The organism is Priestia sp. YIM B13551 (assembly GCF_042787905.1).
GTDB lineage: Bacteria > Bacillota > Bacilli > Bacillales > Bacillaceae_H > Priestia.
Genome location: NZ_JBHZOX010000010.1, coordinates 1 through 19372, shown reverse-complemented (window position 1 = coordinate 19372; position 19372 = coordinate 1). Strand labels below are relative to the sequence as shown.

General features: G+C 33.4%; 21 protein-coding genes. 11 read left to right on the top strand and 10 right to left on the bottom strand.

Annotated elements, in window-relative coordinates:
- The first annotated feature begins 155 nt into the window (after positions 1–155).
- Together ACFX4N_RS27085 and ACFX4N_RS27080 are read left to right on the top strand one after the other, a co-directional pair.
- Positions 156–1256, top strand: coding sequence for a GerAB/ArcD/ProY family transporter (locus ACFX4N_RS27085; protein ID WP_057275115.1), 1101 nt, complete (start codon positions 156–158; stop codon positions 1254–1256).
- A 963-nt stretch (positions 1257–2219) separates the two neighbouring features.
- Positions 2220–2600, top strand: coding sequence for a hypothetical protein (locus ACFX4N_RS27080; protein WP_098278884.1), 381 nt, complete (start codon positions 2220–2222; stop codon positions 2598–2600).
- A 648-nt stretch (positions 2601–3248) separates the two neighbouring features.
- Here the strand turns inward: ACFX4N_RS27080 and ACFX4N_RS27075 are convergent.
- Entirely contained in the window at positions 3249–3422 is a 174-nt protein-coding gene (locus ACFX4N_RS27075; RefSeq protein WP_176552144.1) for a hypothetical protein, read from the bottom strand.
- 1066 nt (positions 3423–4488) lie between these two features.
- Between ACFX4N_RS27075 and ACFX4N_RS27070 the strand changes: the two genes are divergently transcribed.
- Both ACFX4N_RS27070 and ACFX4N_RS27065 read left to right on the top strand, forming a co-directional pair.
- Complete coding sequence (locus tag ACFX4N_RS27070; RefSeq protein ID WP_377263383.1) at positions 4489–5001, top strand: DUF3231 family protein; 513 nt, start codon at positions 4489–4491, stop codon at positions 4999–5001.
- Between the two features lie 207 nt (positions 5002–5208).
- Positions 5209–5364, top strand: coding sequence for a hypothetical protein (locus ACFX4N_RS27065; RefSeq protein ID WP_377263381.1), 156 nt, complete (start codon positions 5209–5211; stop codon positions 5362–5364).
- Between the two features lie 137 nt (positions 5365–5501).
- On the opposite strand, the gene ACFX4N_RS27060 is transcribed toward ACFX4N_RS27065, so the two are convergent.
- Positions 5502–6347, bottom strand: coding sequence for an isocitrate lyase/PEP mutase family protein (locus ACFX4N_RS27060; RefSeq protein WP_098590421.1), 846 nt, complete (start codon positions 6345–6347; stop codon positions 5502–5504).
- Positions 6348–6431: 84 nt separating this feature from the next.
- Positions 6432–6908: a DinB family protein gene (locus ACFX4N_RS27055; RefSeq protein WP_098324964.1), complete on the bottom strand. Its 477-nt coding sequence runs from the start codon at positions 6906–6908 to the stop codon at positions 6432–6434.
- A gap of 160 nt (positions 6909–7068) precedes the next feature.
- Between ACFX4N_RS27055 and ACFX4N_RS27050 the strand changes: the two genes are divergently transcribed.
- The 3 genes from ACFX4N_RS27050 (at position 7069) to ACFX4N_RS27040 (ending at position 10675) form a co-directional block, all read left to right on the top strand.
- Positions 7069–7980, top strand: coding sequence for a DNA-3-methyladenine glycosylase family protein (locus ACFX4N_RS27050; RefSeq protein ID WP_377263379.1), 912 nt, complete (start codon positions 7069–7071; stop codon positions 7978–7980).
- 332 nt (positions 7981–8312) lie between these two features.
- Positions 8313–9419: a ThiF family adenylyltransferase gene (locus tag ACFX4N_RS27045; RefSeq protein WP_377263377.1), complete on the top strand. Its 1107-nt coding sequence runs from the start codon at positions 8313–8315 to the stop codon at positions 9417–9419.
- A gap of 20 nt (positions 9420–9439) precedes the next feature.
- A complete protein-coding gene (locus tag ACFX4N_RS27040) occupies positions 9440–10675 on the top strand; it encodes an MFS transporter (protein WP_098383359.1) in 1236 nt (411 codons plus the stop codon).
- Positions 10676–10971: 296 nt separating this feature from the next.
- On the opposite strand, the gene ACFX4N_RS27035 is transcribed toward ACFX4N_RS27040, so the two are convergent.
- Entirely contained in the window at positions 10972–11211 is a 240-nt protein-coding gene (locus ACFX4N_RS27035; RefSeq protein ID WP_098239729.1) for a hypothetical protein, read from the bottom strand.
- Positions 11212–11669: 458 nt separating this feature from the next.
- On the opposite strand from ACFX4N_RS27035, the gene ACFX4N_RS27030 reads away from it, so the two are divergent.
- Both ACFX4N_RS27030 and ACFX4N_RS27025 read left to right on the top strand, forming a co-directional pair.
- The gene (locus ACFX4N_RS27030; protein ID WP_377263375.1) at positions 11670–11837 is read left to right on the top strand and encodes a hypothetical protein; all 168 of its coding nucleotides are present in this window, start codon (positions 11670–11672) and stop codon (positions 11835–11837) included.
- A 231-nt stretch (positions 11838–12068) separates the two neighbouring features.
- Positions 12069–12905, top strand: a complete 837-nt coding sequence (locus ACFX4N_RS27025; RefSeq protein ID WP_377263373.1) for an STAS domain-containing protein — start codon at positions 12069–12071, stop codon at positions 12903–12905.
- Positions 12906–13207: 302 nt separating this feature from the next.
- Here ACFX4N_RS27025 and ACFX4N_RS27020 read toward each other — a convergent pair whose 3' ends face one another.
- The 5 genes from ACFX4N_RS27020 to ACFX4N_RS27000 form a co-directional block, all read right to left on the bottom strand.
- Positions 13208–13681, bottom strand: coding sequence for a hypothetical protein (locus ACFX4N_RS27020; RefSeq protein WP_377263371.1), 474 nt, complete (start codon positions 13679–13681; stop codon positions 13208–13210).
- Between the two features lie 453 nt (positions 13682–14134).
- Complete coding sequence (locus ACFX4N_RS27015; RefSeq protein ID WP_377263369.1) at positions 14135–14407, bottom strand: GlsB/YeaQ/YmgE family stress response membrane protein; 273 nt, start codon at positions 14405–14407, stop codon at positions 14135–14137.
- Positions 14408–15301: 894 nt separating this feature from the next.
- Positions 15302–15706 carry a VOC family protein gene (locus ACFX4N_RS27010; protein WP_197227539.1) on the bottom strand — a complete coding sequence of 135 codons (405 nt, stop codon included), beginning with the start codon at positions 15704–15706 and terminating at the stop codon, positions 15302–15304.
- A 380-nt stretch (positions 15707–16086) separates the two neighbouring features.
- Complete coding sequence (locus ACFX4N_RS27005; protein ID WP_377263368.1) at positions 16087–16212, bottom strand: hypothetical protein; 126 nt, start codon at positions 16210–16212, stop codon at positions 16087–16089.
- Positions 16213–16265: 53 nt separating this feature from the next.
- Positions 16266–17213: a helix-turn-helix transcriptional regulator gene (locus tag ACFX4N_RS27000; RefSeq protein ID WP_377263366.1), complete on the bottom strand. Its 948-nt coding sequence runs from the start codon at positions 17211–17213 to the stop codon at positions 16266–16268.
- 421 nt (positions 17214–17634) lie between these two features.
- On the opposite strand from ACFX4N_RS27000, the gene ACFX4N_RS26995 reads away from it, so the two are divergent.
- Positions 17635–18087 (top strand): VOC family protein, encoded by a 453-nt coding sequence (locus ACFX4N_RS26995; protein ID WP_377263364.1) that lies wholly within the window; start codon positions 17635–17637, stop codon positions 18085–18087.
- 70 nt (positions 18088–18157) lie between these two features.
- Entirely contained in the window at positions 18158–18634 is a 477-nt protein-coding gene (locus tag ACFX4N_RS26990; RefSeq protein WP_377263362.1) for a GNAT family N-acetyltransferase, read from the top strand.
- A gap of 163 nt (positions 18635–18797) precedes the next feature.
- Here ACFX4N_RS26990 and ACFX4N_RS26985 read toward each other — a convergent pair.
- Positions 18798–19372, bottom strand: a 575-nt coding sequence (locus ACFX4N_RS26985; protein ID WP_377263360.1) for an STAS domain-containing protein, incomplete at its 5' end; no start/stop codon positions are given.

Here is a 19372-nt window from a genome sequence, read left to right as displayed (position 1 = left end):
AAAGTTCTTACCCGTAGAAAGAATACTTTTAGCCTAGAATTAACCTTAAAGTAAATCTGCTATCTATTACATAACGTTTAAAAGATTGTACGTAATGAAAGGTCGAGAAAGCAAAAGATTAATTTAAATAAAATTAGAAAGGAGGTTCCAATTGAATGGAGAAGGCAAAAATTAGTGCCAGTCAATTATTTATTCTAATGGTTCTGTTTGAACTAGGTAGTTCTTTATTGGTACCTATTGCAATGGATGTAAAACAAGACGCCTGGCTTGCGATTCTGCTTGGGATGGTAGGAAGTTTTGTTCTATTTCTAGTCTATAATAAGCTGCATTCTTATTATCCGGATCTGCTGCCTACCGAGTACATGCAAAAAATCATGGGTAAAGGGATTGGAACGGTACTTGCCTTTGTCTACATCCTTTATTTTATGTATGATGCAGCGAGGGTTCTCCGTGATTTTGGCGAGATGTTGTTAACCTCCGCCTACCCTGAGACTCCTTTATTCATTGCACATACTTTATTAATGCTTGTTATTATTTATACGATTCGAAAAGGAATCGAGGTTGTAGCTCGCTCAGGAGAAATCCTTTTTATATTCATGTATATTTTTGCCATCGCGGGGTTTGTTCTCATCGTATGTTCAGGTTTAATCGAGTTTACAAACTTACAGCCAGTACTTGAAGAGGGTGTTTTACCCGTCCTGAAAGTTGCATTTACTCAAACTATCTATTTCCCGTTTGCAGAAGCGATTGTATTTACGATGATATTACCGTATTTAAAAGACCAAAAAAAGGCAAAATTGACCATGTTATGTGCAACAGGATTAAGTGGAATCAACTTAACTATTACAATGCTTATTAACATTAGTGTACTTGGGGTTGATTTGACTGCACGTTCACAGTTCCCTCTTCTTAGTACCGTACAAAGCATCCAGGTAGCTGACTTTTTGGAACGTCTTGATGTATTTTTTATGCTTTCTTTAGTTATCGGTGGTTTCATTAAGATTAGCGTGTTGTTATATGCAGCTGTCATAGGTACGGCTAACTTATTTAAGATTAAATCACCTTCACGCCTTTCATACCCTTTGGGCTTCGTTATTCTATTTATGGCTAGCACGATTGCCAGCAATTTTCAAGAACATCTCCATGAAGGACTAAAGGTAGAAATGTTTATTCTGCATATGCCTATCCTCGGGATTATTCCTCCTCTGCTTCTTCTTGTTGCTTTCTTGAAAAATAGAAAGAAACAGAGGGAATAAAAGGTTTATTTGCATTATTTCCTCCGAAGATGAGGTGGTTCTTACAATCTGTTAAACCCCTATAAGACAAGGCTTATCAGGGTGAATTTAAACTATTTGAGGTGGTTTTCATGTATACCTGGTTTTATGATCATTTTGTTAATACAATTCTATTTCCTCTTACTTGTATAGTAATGGTAGCCATCATGTTAAGTGCATATACATACTTAAAATTGAGGAAAGCAAATAATCAATAGTCTCTAGGAATTGTTGATTTTTAATATCGATCTTTCTTCCCCTTTTAAAAAAGCTGATTATGTTTAGTTTATTTTTCGTCATATCATTAAGTAAAACTAAACGTATTTTATTAAAAGTAGTGTTATTGATTTTACTCCATGTAGACAAATGAAACTTTTTTCTACAAAGTATTACGCTTCTAAATCACAGAATATCAATGATTATTTAACAGTTATTTCTTTTATTTCGACGCGAATTTTTCTAAAAAGATATACTTTTACGGATAAGATATTTAAATCTATTACAAGATGTTAAAGTAATTATTATCGTTAATAAAAAAAGAAAGCTACCCCATCGTTGCAGGACGGATAGCTTTTAAGGGAATTCATAAACTTAATTTATAAAAAATCTGAATAATTGTACAACAAATTTATAAATAGGCAATATAGTACAACCTTGAGCATATGTATAAAAGGTGCGCTTTTTATACATTCTCGTTTCTTTCAACTATTCAAAAAATGTAGTCATATCAACGATGTATAAAAAGTTGCATATTCCGGAAAAAGAATCCTTGGTGGAACCTTACTGCCCCAAGGGTTCTTTTGCTTTCTTGAAGAGTGTTTATGTTAACTAAATCTGAATGCGATATACATACAACTTTAATATCAAAAGGATATGCCCCCTTCAGAACAATTCTAAAGGGGGCGTACCTGAAATATAAATATAATTGAAAGGAGTGAGATAATAATGCAAGCAAGTACCTTTTTAGGACTATTTTGGGGATGGACGACCGTTATCGTATCAGGAATACTTTTTATACGTCCATCGGTACTACGTGAGCTGAAAAAATTAGTGGTTGAAGACCGAGGATTTGGGATTATATATGGCTTCCTATCTATTTTCTTAGGGTTAGGAACTGTTATCCTGCATAATGTATGGGCACTCAATTGGCAGGGATTCATTACACTTATTGGATGGCTCGCACTACTAAAGGGAATTTACGTGATTGCATATCCTGAACCATCCAAGAAAACCGGTTTTGAAGTACGGATACTATCTACGCGTATAGCACTTGCTATCCTTGGTGTTTTGGCTTTATGGATGCTTATAGTAATCTATATTAAATAATCTGTAATTCGAAATAGTGACAAACATGTCTCTAGCAACAAATAGATGGGGTTATCCATTCATTTCTCTTCCACTGGAGGACGTGAGATCGTAATACCTTCTAAACAATGAATTTAGCTCACACTAAACAACTTCTGATAAAGTACATTATGTAAACTAAATCTGTATACGGCCTACAGCTGTAAAACAGAAAAAACACTGGGTGGTCTACTCAGTGTTTTTTCTGTTTTTGGATGTTATGCAATTGGTCTCTATAGGCTGATGCCCCAGGGCGTACAAAGCATCATGAGTAGTTTGTTACGAATGTGAAAACTTATTCGTTGTTGGCTAATTTACAATTTAATTTTATAAATAGACATACTAATTATATCCAATTTATTTAGTAATCAAAGGTGGAAGTCTAATCATGATGTATGTCTTTCTGTGCTTTTTAGTTTTTAATTTAGGCTCTTTTCGTAAAGTTTGTGGCTTTTACAAAGTAAAATCCTAAAAAGGAAAAATATTTGTATTTGTAGAATAATTATCATAGAGCTTATTCAACTAAATGGCAGTTTAGTTAAATAAGTAGAAGTTGAATTCTGGATTAGCATATGCAAAAGGTGTAACAAAAAAAAGAATTGTACATGAGACAGTTCTTTTAAAGAGGGATTATTTCACTTTTTTGAGAGGTGAAATGACTTTGTTATAAAAATATCTTTCCCATTTAGCTAATAAACTGTTCCCATTTTCACCTCGCTGTATTTCAATTTCGTGTTTTTTATGAAATTCACTTACTCGCTTATTATGTTCTTTATGCCAGTGATGGAGAGCTTTTTGGTTCATTTTTATTCCTCCTTCAAAATATCATCATAATTATAGCTTTATAATTGTTAATTATAAAGCTATTTTAGCCCACAAATTTTGACATAAAAGATGAAAATTGATGTCAAAACCTTCTTTAATTACAAGGTACTTGGTTACAATTACTTATTATCAATTAAGGAGATTAATTTCTGGAAATTAAATGGAAGTTCAATATTTAAAAAGAGCATCTTATTAAATAATTAGATGCTCTTTTTGGTGCCTAGAACGTTGATTATGTAAACCAGTTCAGTAAAAGATAAATAAAGCTAACTGTATTAGGTTAGCTTTATAATTTCATGACGTTTCTCTATGTGCTTTTCGTTAACTTCGCGATTTTTGAGTACGCTGCCATTTGTAATATCTAGCCCGTGAAACCTTGGCGATGCATACGAGCCAAGTAATTATTGGTATGAAATTATGTTGTATATATGAGCATACTAACAAGGTGAAAGGGAGGTTTAAAACAATGACAAAGCATACTAAAAAAGGTGGAAGTAATACGAAGCAAAATAAAAAAAGCCAGCCAAAACACAAAACGAGCAACAGCCAAAATGGACAAAATGGTTATCATTAAGCATATATGTTAAACAAAAAAAGCCTAACATATCAAGGACTCTTTTGCTTGCTTGGTTCCGAGGGCAGGTATTATGTTAACTGAATTTGTATATCGTATAAAGTCTGAAAAGAGAAAAAACCTACTGTCATGGGGTCAGTCCTGAGATCAGTAGGTTTTTCTGCTCTATTGCTAAAGGATTATCGTAGATGCCTCACGGCTTCTTGGGTAGTTTGCTCAATTAATTAAAAATCCGTGTAAAAAAGAAGAAAACTACCTATAGGGTAGTTTTCTTGGAGTTAATAAACAAGGGTATAGTGGTTGATGCAGCCCATGCACCTTAATTAGTTTTTTTAAAATATTAAAAAGTATTCGTTAATAAAACTGTTTTTTTCATATCTAGAAGAATAATAAAACAAGATATGGAGACGTTAAAGTTGTGCACAAAAAGAAAGGTGGCACATTATCATGAATATGTTAAGGAGGGTAACAATGGGTATTTTAAGTGGAAACCCTACAGATGAACCAATGCATTATGGTGAGGTATTTGGAACATGGTCATATCTTTCTACCTCAAAAGGGTTAGTAGCTGGTTATCAAACATTTCTAAATCATGTAGGAGACAAGGATCTACATAAACTAGTCCAAGAAACAATTGAACAATGTCAGCAAGAGATGAAGGGAATAGAGACTCTATTAAAAGAGAATGGTGTGGCTCTACCGCCAACTCCTCCTGAACGTCCAGAAGCATGCTTAGATGATATTCCAGTAGGTGCACGTGTTCAAGATCCAGAAGTCGCTGCGGCTATTTCACTAGATATTGCAGCTGGTTTAGTCGCTTGTAGCCAATTGATTGGCCAATCTATTCGTGAAGATATTGCAGCCATGTTTGCACAAATCCATATGCAAAAAGTAGCTCTTGGTGGAAAATTCTTAAGATTTAATAAAGAAAAAGGTTGGTTAATCCCACCGCCTCTTCATAAGTCTAAACAAACTGATTGTTAATGATTAGCTTTCTATAGAATAGAACAAGGTGTCTCTTAGCAAATAGGGATACCTTTGTTATTTCCTATAATTCACATTATGGTAACTCACTATGAAGGTAATTTATAATGAGTTTTTTATAAATATTTAAAAATACAACAATTAAGGAAAATTGATAAAGATAGTTCGTATGAAGTACGAGAGGTTATTAAATTGAACTAAATGTTTATGAGTACAGCGTTTAGCTTAGTAGGTTCTACTTTCTTAATGTTATCATTAAAAGTAACGATGCCAACCATATTATTGGCGGTTTCACTTGGAACAAGTTTAATTTCAAATATAGCAGGTACTGCAGTTTTTAAAACATCAAAAGAAAACCTTTAATCAAAGTTTTTTTATTTCTACCGATAAAACTTGTTAGGGTAACTGTTTAAATATAGTTCAAACAGCAAAAGAACTACTGTATATTTCAGTAGTCCTATCAGTTCTATAAAGGCAAGCTAAATATAATTTGATAAATTCTATTTAGGAGGCCCAATTAGTTCTGTTATCGCATTATAACTCATATTATCATTCAATAATCGTTGAAAATTATTATCATAAAGGATATCTTCAGTAATTCTTTGTAATAATGTAGCAGTCGCTCTAAAAGGGGCAGATCCAGTACTTATTCTTTCAATACCAACTTGTGACAATGTATTAATAGAAGGCAAGTTTGGCCCAGACAAAAGATTAATGGGACAAGATAGTTCTTGTCGAACTTTTTTAATGGATTCTATGTCATATAGTCCAGGAATAAAAATACAATCAGCTCCAGCCTTTTGATATGCTTTTCCCCTACTAATGGCTTCTTGAAGTCTTAGATCCAGGTCCCCTATATTTAACCAATATAAATCAGTGCGCGCATTAATAAATAATGGGACTTTTAGCGATTTGGATAGTAATCTAATTTCAGATATTCTTTCTACTTGCAATGAAACATCCAAAATAGGACTATCTAAATCTCCTGTCCCATCTTCTAGGTTTATACCAATTCCTCCTGCTAAAATAATTTGTCTTGCATTATCTACCACTTCATTAGTAGACCTTCCATAGCCAGACTCTAAGTCTACACTGACAGGAATATTGACCGAATTAATAATTCTTTTAACAGCTCCTAACATTTGTTCAAAAGGAATTTTTTCACCATCAGTATAGCCTAAAGACATTGCTATGCCAGCACTGGTTGTTGCAACAGCTGGAAACCCATTTTTCTCAAAAATTTTAGCACTGATAACATCCCAAGCATTAGGTAAAACAAAAGCATAGGATTCTTTGTGCAGTTGCTGAAAATTTTGAAATTTAAGTAACTGATTTTCATGATTCAACATTTCTCTCTCCCTCTTTAAATAAACAACTTATTGACTTTGATGGGCTTTCTCCAAAGCAAAGAAGAATAAAGTTGCAGAAAATTAATCCCATATTAAAGGACAGGGGACTTTAGCAGTTCTTAAATAATCTAAAAGTTGTCCTGTATGTACTGATTCATGATAAGCAACTCTTAACAACATGTCCCCTAACTCTCGAATATATCCCATCTCCGAACGGTCTATTTTTATCTCTGTTAGCTGATTTTCATTAATGAGTCCTAAAAACTCTATAAATTTTTCCCTATATGGTTGAGCAAACTTTAATGCTTCTTCAACAGAACTAAATGTTATTGGCTTATAAGGATTATGCTCCTCTGTTAGAGAAAGGTTAAGGGGTTTTTCTAACATTTGATGATAAAGGTATTCTCCTTCAAGAACATGGTGTATCATCTCCCTACATGACATTGCTTCTGGATCAGGGCGCCAGTCTAACTTATCTTGAGGTATTGACATCCATACTTCTATACTTCGACGTCTTACTTCTTCAAAGTTTAGTAAAATAAAACTCATCGCATTCATTTTTGCTCACTCCTTTAATTTTACTATAAATATAACATATCCAAAGTATTACAATGAAAAATATGGATAGTTTTATAAATATTATCTGTTTATTTAAATTAATCATTAATTTTTTAAGAAAGCCTGTTAATATAGATTTATTAAAAATCAGGAGGAACTTATGAGACAAAAAATAATTAGAATTAATAAACCAAACATATATAATTTTGATCTAATTTTAAGATACATAAAAAACTCGCCCTCCTTTGTAATCGAGAAGGTTATTGAAAACACATATTGTAGAGCTTTTGTAATAGGGGGAAGAATGTACCTAGTATTAGTTAGGGACGAAGGAATCGATAGTAAGTACTTGGAAGTTAAAGTTATTGGTGAAGAAGTTAAAAATAGTCATGTTCAACTAGTAAAGGAGAAAATTATCACAATATTTTGTCTGGAACAAGATATAGACAAATCTCAAAAGTTTATAGCTAATGAATCTAAGATAGGAAAATTAATAAAAATGTACGAAGGGTTTAGACCTGTTTTATTAGGAAGTGTCTACGAATCCACTATATGGGCAATCATCGGTCAACAAATTAGTGCAAAAGTTGCTCACGGGATTAAAAAGAGTTTATTAGAAAAAACAGGTGCTAAAATAATAATTAATAATTGTGAATATTATACAGATTTATGCCCCCATAAGGTGATGGAGTTAAATATAAACCAACTTCGTGACCTAAAGCTAAGTCAAAGAAAAGCTGAATATATTCATGAAATAACTAAAGCCATTATAAATGGGGAGTTAGACTTAAGTTGCTTATATTTATTGGACCGTGACGAGGGTTGTAGCTATTTAATGCAACATAGAGGAATAGGAAAATGGACGGCAGAGTCAATACTAATGAGAGGTATAGGGCGTCAAGACATTCTACCTGCAGGAGATTTAATTATACGTAAAGTGGTAGGGGAGATGTATGAGTATGATGAGTTATTAACGGAATCACAAGTTAGAAGAATATCTACTCAATGGAAAACTTCGGAAACCTGGATTACTCATCTATGCTGGTTTTATATGCAAGAAAAAATATTATAAAAGGAATATTTACAGGTTTAAAATAAACGAAAAAAAGGATGATTGACCTGTTTTTGTTTGAATTTTGTAAAAATTAGGTTTATTTGTTGAAAATACCTTTTTAATGAAATATTATGAATATATCTTTTAAGAAATGGAGGTGTTAGTTATGAAAGTAAAAGTTAAAAAAACAACTAATAAAGCTGCTGTATTAAACGGTATTCCAGGCTAAAACGTTTTAATTATGTGAACTACTTACTTATTGTTTAAACTTCAAGTCTGTAAATATAGGGAACTATCATATGATAGTTCCCTATTTCAATAATTAAGAGAAATGGAGTGAGGTGTAGGAAATGAAACCTAAGTTCAAAGAGACAATCCCTGTATTTTTTATTAATGATGAAATTCATATTGGTGAAGAAGATGGAGTAGCAGGAGTTATTGAAGATCCTAGTGGAAGTATTAAGTATTTAATTTCTCTTATCAACGGAAAAAATTCTGTAGAAGAAATAATACATTTAGTTCAAGAAAAGTATCCAAACATAAAAGAAAATGAGGTATTAGAAGGGATAAACGCATTAGATACAGAGAAATATTTAGAAGATAATTCTTTAAATCCTCAATCTATAAGAGATTATGAACTCGAAAGATATAAAGCAAACCTTAATTATTTTTCGCTTTTTACGTCTTTAGAGGACAACAAGTACAGTGTGCAAGAAACTATTATAAACACTAAGGTTGCTTTGCTCGGAATTGGAGGATTGGGTAGCCAAATACTATATCATCTATCTGCATTAGGTTTTCATAACATTAATGCATTAGATTTTGACACTTTGGAATTAAGCAATTTTAACAGGCAATTGTTATATTCTGAAAAAGATATTAATAAATTAAAAACGGAACTAGCAAAGGAAAGAATATCGAGCTTTAATCCAAATGTTAATTTAAATGTTACTAATAAGCGTATAGAATGTGCTGAAGATGTAATGAAACATATTGAAGGCAGTGATTATGTAATTTGTGTGGCCGATAAACCAACCCTTCATATACAGGATTGGGTAAATGAAGCTGTAGTGAAGTTAGGAAAGCCGTTGGTTTCCGGCGGAGTCCTAAACACAAGGGGCAGATTTTATTCTATGTTACCTGGAAAAACTGGGTGTGTAGAGTGCCACAAACGAACCATAATAGAAAGTGATGTTATTGTTAATAAGCAACTTGATAGCATGCATCAAATAAATTTTCAAAGAAATAATGCTGCGATTAGCCCAAATGTAGCTATGTTAGCTGGTGCTATTGTAAATGAATTTTTAGGGTTGGTAACAGGTATTCAAACTCCAACATCATTAGGGAAAATGATGGAATTAAATTTCCTTACATATCAAACTTACCCTATTTCAGAGTGGAATAAGAAAGAGGATTGTCCAGTTTGCCATTCCGCACCTGTAACAGTAGGTAAATAATAATTATGGGAGGATAAATATTGAAATCTTATGAAGTATTAAAGAATAGAGATTTTTTATGCTTATTTTTAAGTGCCACAACAAGTAAGTTGGGCACGTCTTTTTTTCAAATCGCATTGCCTTTATTAGTATATGATTTGACTAAATCACCAAGTTTAATGGCATTAACATTTGTTTTAGAAATTACGCCTCAAGTATTATTTAGTTTGTTAGGCGGAGCCTTAGCTGATCGCATAAGTAAGAAATACATTTTATTAATAGGTGATATTTTATCAGCCATTTTAATTATTATCATACCTCTTGCAGCTTCAATAAACGTTTTAGATATATGGATTGTATATGTGGTAGCTTTTTTAATATCAGCTGTCAGTGCATTTTATCATCCAAGTTTTGAATCAGTCATACCAGAAATTTTAGAAGGTGAAAATTTAATACAGGGTAACTCTTTATTCAAGTTATCAGAGACAATTACAACCTTTGCAGGCCCTTCAATAGCAGGTATTTTAATTGCTTTGGTTGGAACTCATAACTTACTATATTTTAATTTTTTTACGTATTTTCTTTCTGGAATATTCATTAGCTTAATAACTAAGAAATATAAAAGCAAGAATCCAGTTAATAGTTCTATAATGAATTCGATAGCAGAAGGAGTTAAATACGTTATAAATACTAAAAAGATTTTGATAGGAACTATTCTCATATTCTTGATTAATGTGGGTTATGGTGCTATGGAAGCTTTATTTATGTTTCATCTAAAGGATAATTTGCATTTATCGGCACAGTATATTGGTTTAATATTTTCCCTACAAACTTTAGGTTCATTTGTAGCAATCTATGCTGCAAATAAACTAAATAAATTACCGCGAGGAAATATAATTATCTATTGTGGAGTGATAATAGGTTTAGGACAAACTATCCTTACTTTTTCAAACACTGCAGTTATTTTGTTGATATTATGTAGAATTGTAATTGTCGGTTCTGTAACATTATTGGCAATTAATTGGTTTACACTTAGACAAGAGATTGTACCATCAGCCTTATTGGGAAGAGTAATTAGCTCAACTCGTATGTTAGCTTTTTTAGCTTTACCAATTAGTGGAATGTTAGCAGGTGTTGCAGCTGAATATATTAGCGTCTCTTTAATTTTTATTTTAGCAGGTATCCTTACGATTGTGGCGTCTTTAATCGGTATTAAAACCTCTCTATTTGAGACCCAACAATCTATAGATCAACCTATTAATAGTAGCAACAAGTAGATAAGTACTTGGGTTGACTTGAAACATATTCATATTTATTGTATTCTTCTATAAGAACTTCATACTTGGAGTTTAAACAATAAGTAAGAACCCCTTTAGCATATGGTTAATAGGGGTTTTTACTTTTTAATCTAAATGTGTGTCTGATATACAAGCAAAAATCTTTTTTATTATCTTTCCCTTCGCTTTTTTAAATGGAATTTTTGAAGTTTAAATAATAAAAAACCTCTAAGATATTTACCTTAGAGGTTTTTTGTACCGAAAACAGGTTTTATGTTAACTTTAAAAGTGGATTATTAATCAGTGACTTCTTCTTCCACAATACTTATTATTCTATATAAAGCTAAAGATGTAGTCTCCACATCCGGAAAATGTTCAATATGGCCCGTTTCAATATTCTTCACTTGAAAATTCTTTAATTCTTTAGAATAACTGAGAGAAAAGGTATTATTTCCACTACAAAAGGTATGAGTGATTTCACTATCTTCATAACGTAATAAAGTTTCTAACATTTCTTTGATTTTTATTATTGTCATGTATTATTAAACCCCTTCCTCACTATTTACAGAAATTCTACAAATTAAAGTTTAAGTTATTTTAACATAGGGTATAAGTACAAGTTAGTACTTATAAAAACTGAAATAAAATTTTAACAATGAAATAAATTTGTAAAAAAACAAAAAAAGTAATTTTGTAAAGAGATTGGAGTGCTATAGGAGAAATACAACATAGTTAGCAATTCTAAATATATATGGTATAAAAGATGGATATAAAATACATGTTTTGAGGGTAAAAATAAAAAGAGTCTCATTTAAAATTGATATTTTGAAGAGGTAGGAGGTATCTAAAATTGAGTAGTGCATCTAGATTCAAAATGCGAATTTACAGCCCTCGGTGGGGACTTAAGGACCTCTATCATTTTAAAAAAACAAAAGGGGGTTGGACGTTTGAAAACTATAGATGTAAAGGGGAAGTAGATAAAGGAGGTAATCCTTTGTTCTATAAAGCACTTTCTTCTGATTCTATTTCCTATCCTGATCATCTAGAGGTTTCTATTTCTAGTGCCTGGGAGAAAGTTGACACGTTAAATAAAGCACAAGTTCAAAACATTTTTGATGAACTATCTGAATGGATATCGGCTAGCGAAAATGACCTTAATTAACCCTTTATCATGTTGAAAAAATGAGCACGAACATGGTATATCCAGGTTTAAAGATTCATTATAAAAGCTCTGTTGTTTTTGATCTAAAAACATATCTAGTGTCGTTAGTACAAAGAAGGAGGACTTTTCTTTATATACAAAGACTGAAAATAGATAATAATTCATTTAGGGATATTATTTAATTAATTAAGGATAACTATAATCAGCAAACAAATAAGGAGTGTATTCAAAATGGAGATTATTTATAATCAGAGAGAGAAAATGACCGATTTTATTAAAGATAACAAACAGAACTTCCAGGATAAACTCTTATCAGAGGCAGTTAACGTAGCCTCTAAGATTAATGACATTTTAGAAACGGGAAATATTGATCTTTTAAAAAATGCTCAAAAATTATCTCTATATGTCGTAGAACAAAAAGAAGAAGAACTCATTGCTTTCGCTCAGCAAGAAGGCGTAGCCTGGGCGGAGCACGCCTTAACTCTTGCCTTCAAACTAGAATGGGTACAGGCCATTAGGCGAACATTATGGCATTTTATCTATCAATATGATCGAATAAATGACTATTTTAATGGCCGTGAAGAATTTTTTGCCTTAGAGAAACGAATTAATGATAGGATTGATCAATTTCTTAACACTTTTCTCATTAGTTATTCCAAGTATAAAGATGAATTAATTGCCTCCCAAAGGGACTTAGTTGAACATCTATCGGTGCCCATTATACCACTTAGCCAATCCGTAGCTGTACTACCGTTGATCGGAATGATTGACCTCAATCGTATCCAAACGATTGAGGAGAAAGTATTGATGGGTATCTCAGATTTAAAGATTCAAACATTAATTATAGACTTGTCTGGAATTGCTAACATGGAGATGCATGTCATTGACCATTTACAAAAAATATTAACTGGCATTTCAATGATGGGATGTAAAGCTATTCTTACAGGTTTACGTGCTGACCTGGTGCGAACAATGATTCGCTCAGGAATCTCTTTTGAAGACAAGGCAGAAACAAAAGGGACGTTACAGCAAACATTAAAAGAATATCTAGAACTCCACCAAATGTAGGAGGAATAGGGGAGTTTACTCTACACACAGAAATGAAAATGAATTTATGAAATTAGAATCGTTTTTGAAAACATAAATCAGTATTCCGAAAAGCCCTATAGTAAGATATAAGGCTTTTTGTACCTGGAAAAGCCGTTATGGTAACTAAAATGTATGGAGTATACAGCTTTAAAACAGAAAAAATACTGCTCCCCTACAGTATTTTTTCTGTTACACATATCTTATGTTTAAGTGCTGATGTCTCACGACGTCTTAATTAGTTTTACGTATATTTAAAACTTTATTCGTTTTATCCTAACGTTCTAAGATCTTTTGCTAGATAAAGTGTTATCTTTTACATACATTTCATAATGTCCATTTATGTAACTAGATACCTTTAAATTTAGTAGAAGAGCTTTTAGGTTAACTATTTTTTCAGTATCTAATCCGCACTCTTTTGCTATATCTTCAATTCCTTTTTTACTAATTTGTATGTTACCTTCCAAATCGGTTACTGTGTCTTTACTGTACTGGAAAGGAACTTCATCTATAACTTCTGTAATTAATTGATCCTGCCCTTCACGCTCTAGTCTCCCTTTGACTGCAGCATGTTTTCCAATTAATACAGCCTGCTCTTTTATATCCGATAGAAGAATCATTAATCTAATTCGTTGATTCATTAGAATATGGTGTTTATCAAAAATAGAGATAATTTTGGTTTGATAATCATCCATGGTTGTGTGAAGTTGATGTTTTGCTTCTCTTATTACTTCTTCGCTATTTTTAATAAGTATCATACTTAAATTCTCTGCCCTCTCCGTATCATATATACTTTCATTATAATAACAAACTATAAAAAGGGAATGTCATTTTTCACTACTTATCACGATAAATAATGTATATAAACAAACATTATCATGGATTCATTAATCATTAACATTGATTGTAGGGAAATATACCGACTCATAGTTTTTAAAGATTTACACCAATAATAAGCGACCTCATTAATTTCAATTAGAATTATAAGGTCGCTTATAAGGTATGCTGATTCAATTTTTGTGTTTTTTCCGTTCTTTTATTGCAAAGCAATTGTTTTATCATTAAACTCTCGTCTCATTTTCAACATGTTTATCCATTGTATTGAGCACATAAATAAGGTAAGAATTTAGTTTGAATTGCTTCTCTTCAATAAAGTCAGCTAACATTAGAATGGTATTATTAGTCATTACAATTTACATTTTATCTCTTTCTCATGCATGATGACCATGATTATTCTTCTGTCCCATTTTGCGGATAATAAAGCTTACAATTAATACTAAAATAATCGATCCAATAATAGCTGGGATAATTGCAAATCCACCTACGACTGGTCCCCAATTACCTAAGATAAGTCCACCTAACCAGGCACCAATAAAACCAGCAATAATATTACCGATAATTCCACCAGGGACATCTCGGCCTGTAATTAAACTAGCAAGCCAACCAATAATCCCTCCAACAATTAGCATCCATAGTATTTTCATTAAGAATCGTCTCCTTATTAAAAGATTTAGTTGACTTTACCCCTAAATGAGACGAATTAATCGTGGGATTTTTTTCTTGTTTAGAGACTTTTCTCTCAATTAAGTAGAAAATTTCACACAGATTTCTTTAAATAGTTACCAAGCGCTATTCCTATTCACCATATGAATTTCCTAAACAAAAATACGCCATATATCATAAATTTATTTGCTCCTATGAGTCGTGTAATTCGTTTTATGATATCTTAGTGATCTCCTTTTTATTTCATTCAAGTGATAAGAACCTATTCTTTTATATAAAAAAGAGAAAAACAATCCGGTTTAGAGATCAATTGTTTTCTCGACAAATATATAGCTTCTACTATCTAGATATTCTTTTTTTACATCCATCTTTAAGTGCTTTTTTTAGAAATACTATCTGATTGTATAACTCGTTCTTAGTAGGTAGATGTCTACACTTATCATAATCCGCAATTAAACATTTAATCTCCCTATGGAATAGGAAACGTTCATAGTTATCGAGCATGTCCTCCCCTCCTGGTGTTATTTCTTTTACATTACCCTTTCGACACATAATGACACTTGATTTCTGATAATAGCGATTATGTAAAATATTATATGAACTAAATTACTCTTAATCCTTAAACAATAGTTAACGTATTTTAGTGAAAATAGTTTTATTTATTATACTTGTGTAGAAAAACATAGTAAATAACATCTTATCCTGTAGGATTAACAGTCTCCCATTGATTTTATTAAAGATACCACTCTCCATACCTTCATTAATTGGCCCTTTACATAAAGAAAGAGCGTAATTCTTGCTGTAGAATTGCGCCCTTTCGCTGAATAACAATTATGTTTCTTAGATTATATCTTTCCAATAGATCCAAGCGTTTATCAACCCCTACCGCGGAACCGTTTGATCGCTTCTTCGGTCACCGGCTCGAAGAGGTTAACGAGGTTGCCGTCGGGATCACGGAACAACACAGCACGGTTCCCCCACGGCATCATGGTCGGTTCCTTTACCCACTCGTTGACAAACGGTTTCAAGCGCTCGTATTCGGCATCGACATCGTGGACGCGGAACTCGATGATGACAGTGTGATTGTCGGCCGCCACTGCGGAACCGGCGCCGAACAGTGGCACCGTCTGGGAGTGGCCGATCGCCAGGGTGCACGATGGCACAACGAGTTCGGCAAAGACAGGCACGGGGCGTTCCGCCGAAACACCCATGACTTTCTCATAGAACTTGACAAGACGATCCACGTCGTCGGTAATGATGCGTACAGAAGCAAAATTCATAAGATACCATCCTTCCTATAATAAATGATACAATGTCGTATCAGATCATTTTGGGCCAGAACTAGCAAAGCTTCAGTAAGGGGCAATGTAGCTGTAAAAAATAGGTTACAAAAGTTCCAAGGACGATCATTTTCGGAACAATTCACTTAATGCTGTAAGAGAAAGAAGGACTTTTACACCACTAAAATCAATGGTGTTCCTTTTCCATTTTAATTTTCGGAACTTTTCCTTTCCTTAAGCATCAAACAGCCCATTTGAAGGCTTGTTTTTTCCATTTCTAAGTAACCTACGTTACGAGTTAACCGACGTTCGCTGGTTCTACCCCGTGGTGTATATTTTCCGTAAAGGCACGATTTAATCAGAAACTGAACCATTTGGTTCTACGACCATCCTTCCATGCCTTGCTGCTGCTCAATTGATTCATAGTGAAATGAATTAATTCCTGTGGATGTTGATTGGCGGTGTCCCACAACCGATGCAAGACATACTTCGCATTTATCTCTCACCCCTTTATATTTACTTACTCCAATTATAAAATAACGCTACTGACAACTGTATGTCAGTAGCGTTTTAACATTTTTTTTGTTTCCTCACGAATCCGATTTCGGAATGATTCAGGCTCCAATACAATCACACCTGCTCCCCAGCCAAGCACCCATTGCAACAATTCGTCCAGTTGATGAACGCGTAAAACCACATGCAATCCATCTTGATGCTCTTCCATATCCTCCATGTAATGATAGTTCGATTCCTTCACCTTATCCACGATGTCATGGTTAAATCGAAGGCGAACTAGCAAGTGCCGATCATCCGGAGGAGTATACTCCCTTAAGTTAAAATGCGCCGGTAGTTCGAATCGTTCTTCCAGATTGATAAGTTCCGTCATTCGGGACAAGCGAAAATGGCGAATTTCTTGGCGCAGATCACACCGAGCCACGAGCATCCACGAACCTTGAACGAGCACCAATCCATAGGGAGCAACCGTACGAACACTATGGCGATTACCTTCGGAATCTGCAAGCCTTTTTGCATAATGAAAGCTGATCTTTTGCACGTCTAATATCGCTCGACGAATCTTTTCTAGATATTCCTTTTCTTTTGACTGCCTGACCTGTTTATCAGAAATGAGCAAACGCATAGCCTTGCGTACACGAGATGTTTCATTGCGAATGCTCTCCGGTAGAATGGCCTCAATTTTGCCGCGGGCAGCTTGAGCTCTGACACGATAATCGTCATCAAATCGTTGTTCGATAAAGTCCGTTCCAATCAGCAAGCTCACGGCTTCTGGTACCGTGAAACCGACCGGCGGGAGGAAATAGCCTTCCATCAGGGAATATCCTGTCCCAGGGGCTCCTATGATCGGCACGCCCACTTCACTCAGCGCCTGAATGTCGCGGTAGATGGTCCGCACGCTTGTTTCAAATAGGGTCGCCAAATCTTCGGCCCGTACAACTTCTTTACGTTGCAGCTCCAGTACGATGGCTAACAAACGGTCTGTTTTGTTCATTGGTTGCCCCCCTTTAATGTTTATTGCAAAATAAAAAGCCACCTCTTGAGTGTGCAGCACTAGAGATGGCTTTTTATTTTGGTGTACATGTATAACAAAAAAATCGATTCAAATAAATATTAGCACATTTTTTCCATATAGACTACATTTTTCCGTACGAACACACGTATAAAAGGTGCACTTTTTATACCTCCTCCTACTTGGGTATCGGGTAAATGTAGTCATATCAAGGATGGGAAAAAAACTGCATAATTCATAATAGAGACCCTTTTGAAATCCCTTGTCGCTAAAAGGGATTTCTTTCTGTTTGGTTCCTTTAATACGTTTTATGTTAACTAAGGGTGTATACGATATAGAAATATTTTCCTCATCCTATGATAAAATTAAAATGCTTATTTAGAGTAAATAAAGGGGATGTCTTATGATTAAAGGATTATATGAATCACATGTGCCAGTCAGCAACCTTGAGGAGTCAATTTTTTTTTATGAATCCTTAGGTTTAAAACTATATAAAAAGTATGACTCCATTGCTTTTTTCTGGATTGTAGAAGGTCAAAGTTGGTTAGGTTTATGGGAAGGCGATGAATATCAGACTAAATACCATCCTTCACTTCGACATATAGCATTCCAAATTGATATGGATGATTTAGAACAATCAATAGAATGGTTAAAGAGTAAAGGAATTAATCCAAGAAAAAGTTTTGATATGGAGCCAATAGAACCAATAGTACTCCCTGATCAAGCACATGCAGTTGTATATTTTGATGATCCTGATAAGAATAGCTTAGAATTGATTTCCAGATTGCCAGTACAATTGGAAACGAACAATAAAATGTATTTCAGTGAATGGAAAGCGATTGTAAAGAACTTATAAGTTGATATTTCAGTGGCAGTGATTATGGTATGCGTGAATATTAGGGGAAAATCAATAAGGAGGAATCGTAATGGAGAAGACTGATTATTTGGAGTTAGTTCACATTTCAGATGAACATTGGGATAGATTAAATTCTTTTGAACTGCCTAAAGAACAGGGACAATTCACTTCGTTACCAAATAGATTTAAGGAAGTAGCAGAAGGCCAGTATCGAATTGTTATACTTAATAATATGGAACCAATAGGCTTTTTTATATTACACTCAACTGACCGAGTGAAAAATTACTCGGATAATCAAAATGCTATATTACTAACTTCACTATCAATCGATCAAGTGAAACAAGGCAAAGGTTTAGCAAAGAATTCTATGCTATTACTAAGCGAATTTGTTTTAAATGAATTTCCTAACTGTAATGAAATTGTTTTAGCTGTTAATCATAAAAATATTGCAGCTCAACAGCTATACAAAAAAGTTGGATTTCAAGATACAGGTAAGAGAAGATTTGGTCCAATTGGTGAACAGTTTATAATGAATTTAATATTGTAAGCTACATAACAGCAAAAAGTTAGAAATACGAATATTTAAATGTCTATAAGATCCCTCCCTTTTGTTTTAGTGGAGGGATCTATGGTTACTAGAACGTGTTATATGTTAAGTAGTTTTTTGAAGATAAATAGAATTCAATTCATACACTATTAGGTGAGAATATTTATTCTAACGTATCTATGGTTAAATTTAAACTAAGAAGTGCTTGTTCGAGGTTTGATTTTACAGTTATTTTACTAAAATCAATTCCAAGTTGTATCATGGTCTGAGCGACTTCAGGGCGAATACCAATTAACATTGTTTTTACCCCAAGTAAATCTAATGCCTCAATGATTTTAAAAATTTGATGAGCAACCATAGTGTCCACAATCATAACACCAGAGAGATCAAATAAAAGGTGAGATAATTTCAATTCATTTGCTTTCTTCAACGTTTCGTCTAGTAAGAGGGTGGCTCTTTCTGTATCTACCTCTCCAATTAGAGGGAGTATGGCAATTCCCTTTGTGATAGGGACCATAGGTACAGATAATTCAAGGAAGGCATTCTTTGCTTTTTTTAATGTTTCATGATGGAAATTAACATAAGTCAAACTAAAAGCATAAACAGCTTTATCTAATAAAGGATCAATAATCGAGCTTAATTCAAATACAGTGTCTATCGGCATGTTGTATTTTTTTATTTCTTCTTTAAGTACTTCCCATATAAATTTCCGGTAATAACTTGTGGTCTCTAAAGCCT

Excerpts from the sequence above, each read along its gene's own strand:
- ACFX4N_RS27080 (WP_098278884.1), top strand. The coding sequence starts at position 2,220 with ATGCAAGCAAGTACCTTTTTAGGACTATTTTGGGGATGGACGACCGTT.
- ACFX4N_RS27035 (WP_098239729.1), bottom strand. The coding sequence starts at position 11,211 with ATGACAATAATAAAAATCAAAGAAATGTTAGAAACTTTATTACGTTAT.
- ACFX4N_RS26990 (WP_377263362.1), top strand. The coding sequence starts at position 18,158 with ATGGAGAAGACTGATTATTTGGAGTTAGTTCACATTTCAGATGAACAT.
- ACFX4N_RS27075 (WP_176552144.1), bottom strand. The coding sequence starts at position 3,422 with ATGAACCAAAAAGCTCTCCATCACTGGCATAAAGAACATAATAAGCGA.
- ACFX4N_RS27050 (WP_377263379.1), top strand. The coding sequence starts at position 7,069 with ATGAGACAAAAAATAATTAGAATTAATAAACCAAACATATATAATTTT.
- ACFX4N_RS27085 (WP_057275115.1), top strand. The coding sequence starts at position 156 with ATGGAGAAGGCAAAAATTAGTGCCAGTCAATTATTTATTCTAATGGTT.
- ACFX4N_RS26995 (WP_377263364.1), top strand. The coding sequence starts at position 17,635 with ATGATTAAAGGATTATATGAATCACATGTGCCAGTCAGCAACCTTGAG.
- ACFX4N_RS27055 (WP_098324964.1), bottom strand. The coding sequence starts at position 6,908 with ATGAATGCGATGAGTTTTATTTTACTAAACTTTGAAGAAGTAAGACGT.
- ACFX4N_RS27045 (WP_377263377.1), top strand. The coding sequence starts at position 8,313 with ATGAAACCTAAGTTCAAAGAGACAATCCCTGTATTTTTTATTAATGAT.
- ACFX4N_RS27010 (WP_197227539.1), bottom strand. The coding sequence starts at position 15,706 with ATGAATTTTGCTTCTGTACGCATCATTACCGACGACGTGGATCGTCTT.
- ACFX4N_RS27000 (WP_377263366.1), bottom strand. The coding sequence starts at position 17,213 with ATGAACAAAACAGACCGTTTGTTAGCCATCGTACTGGAGCTGCAACGT.
- ACFX4N_RS27015 (WP_377263369.1), bottom strand. The coding sequence starts at position 14,407 with ATGAAAATACTATGGATGCTAATTGTTGGAGGGATTATTGGTTGGCTT.
- ACFX4N_RS27065 (WP_377263381.1), top strand. The coding sequence starts at position 5,209 with ATGAGTACAGCGTTTAGCTTAGTAGGTTCTACTTTCTTAATGTTATCA.
- ACFX4N_RS27025 (WP_377263373.1), top strand. The coding sequence starts at position 12,069 with ATGGAGATTATTTATAATCAGAGAGAGAAAATGACCGATTTTATTAAA.
- ACFX4N_RS27070 (WP_377263383.1), top strand. The coding sequence starts at position 4,489 with ATGGGTATTTTAAGTGGAAACCCTACAGATGAACCAATGCATTATGGT.
- ACFX4N_RS27020 (WP_377263371.1), bottom strand. The coding sequence starts at position 13,681 with ATGATACTTATTAAAAATAGCGAAGAAGTAATAAGAGAAGCAAAACAT.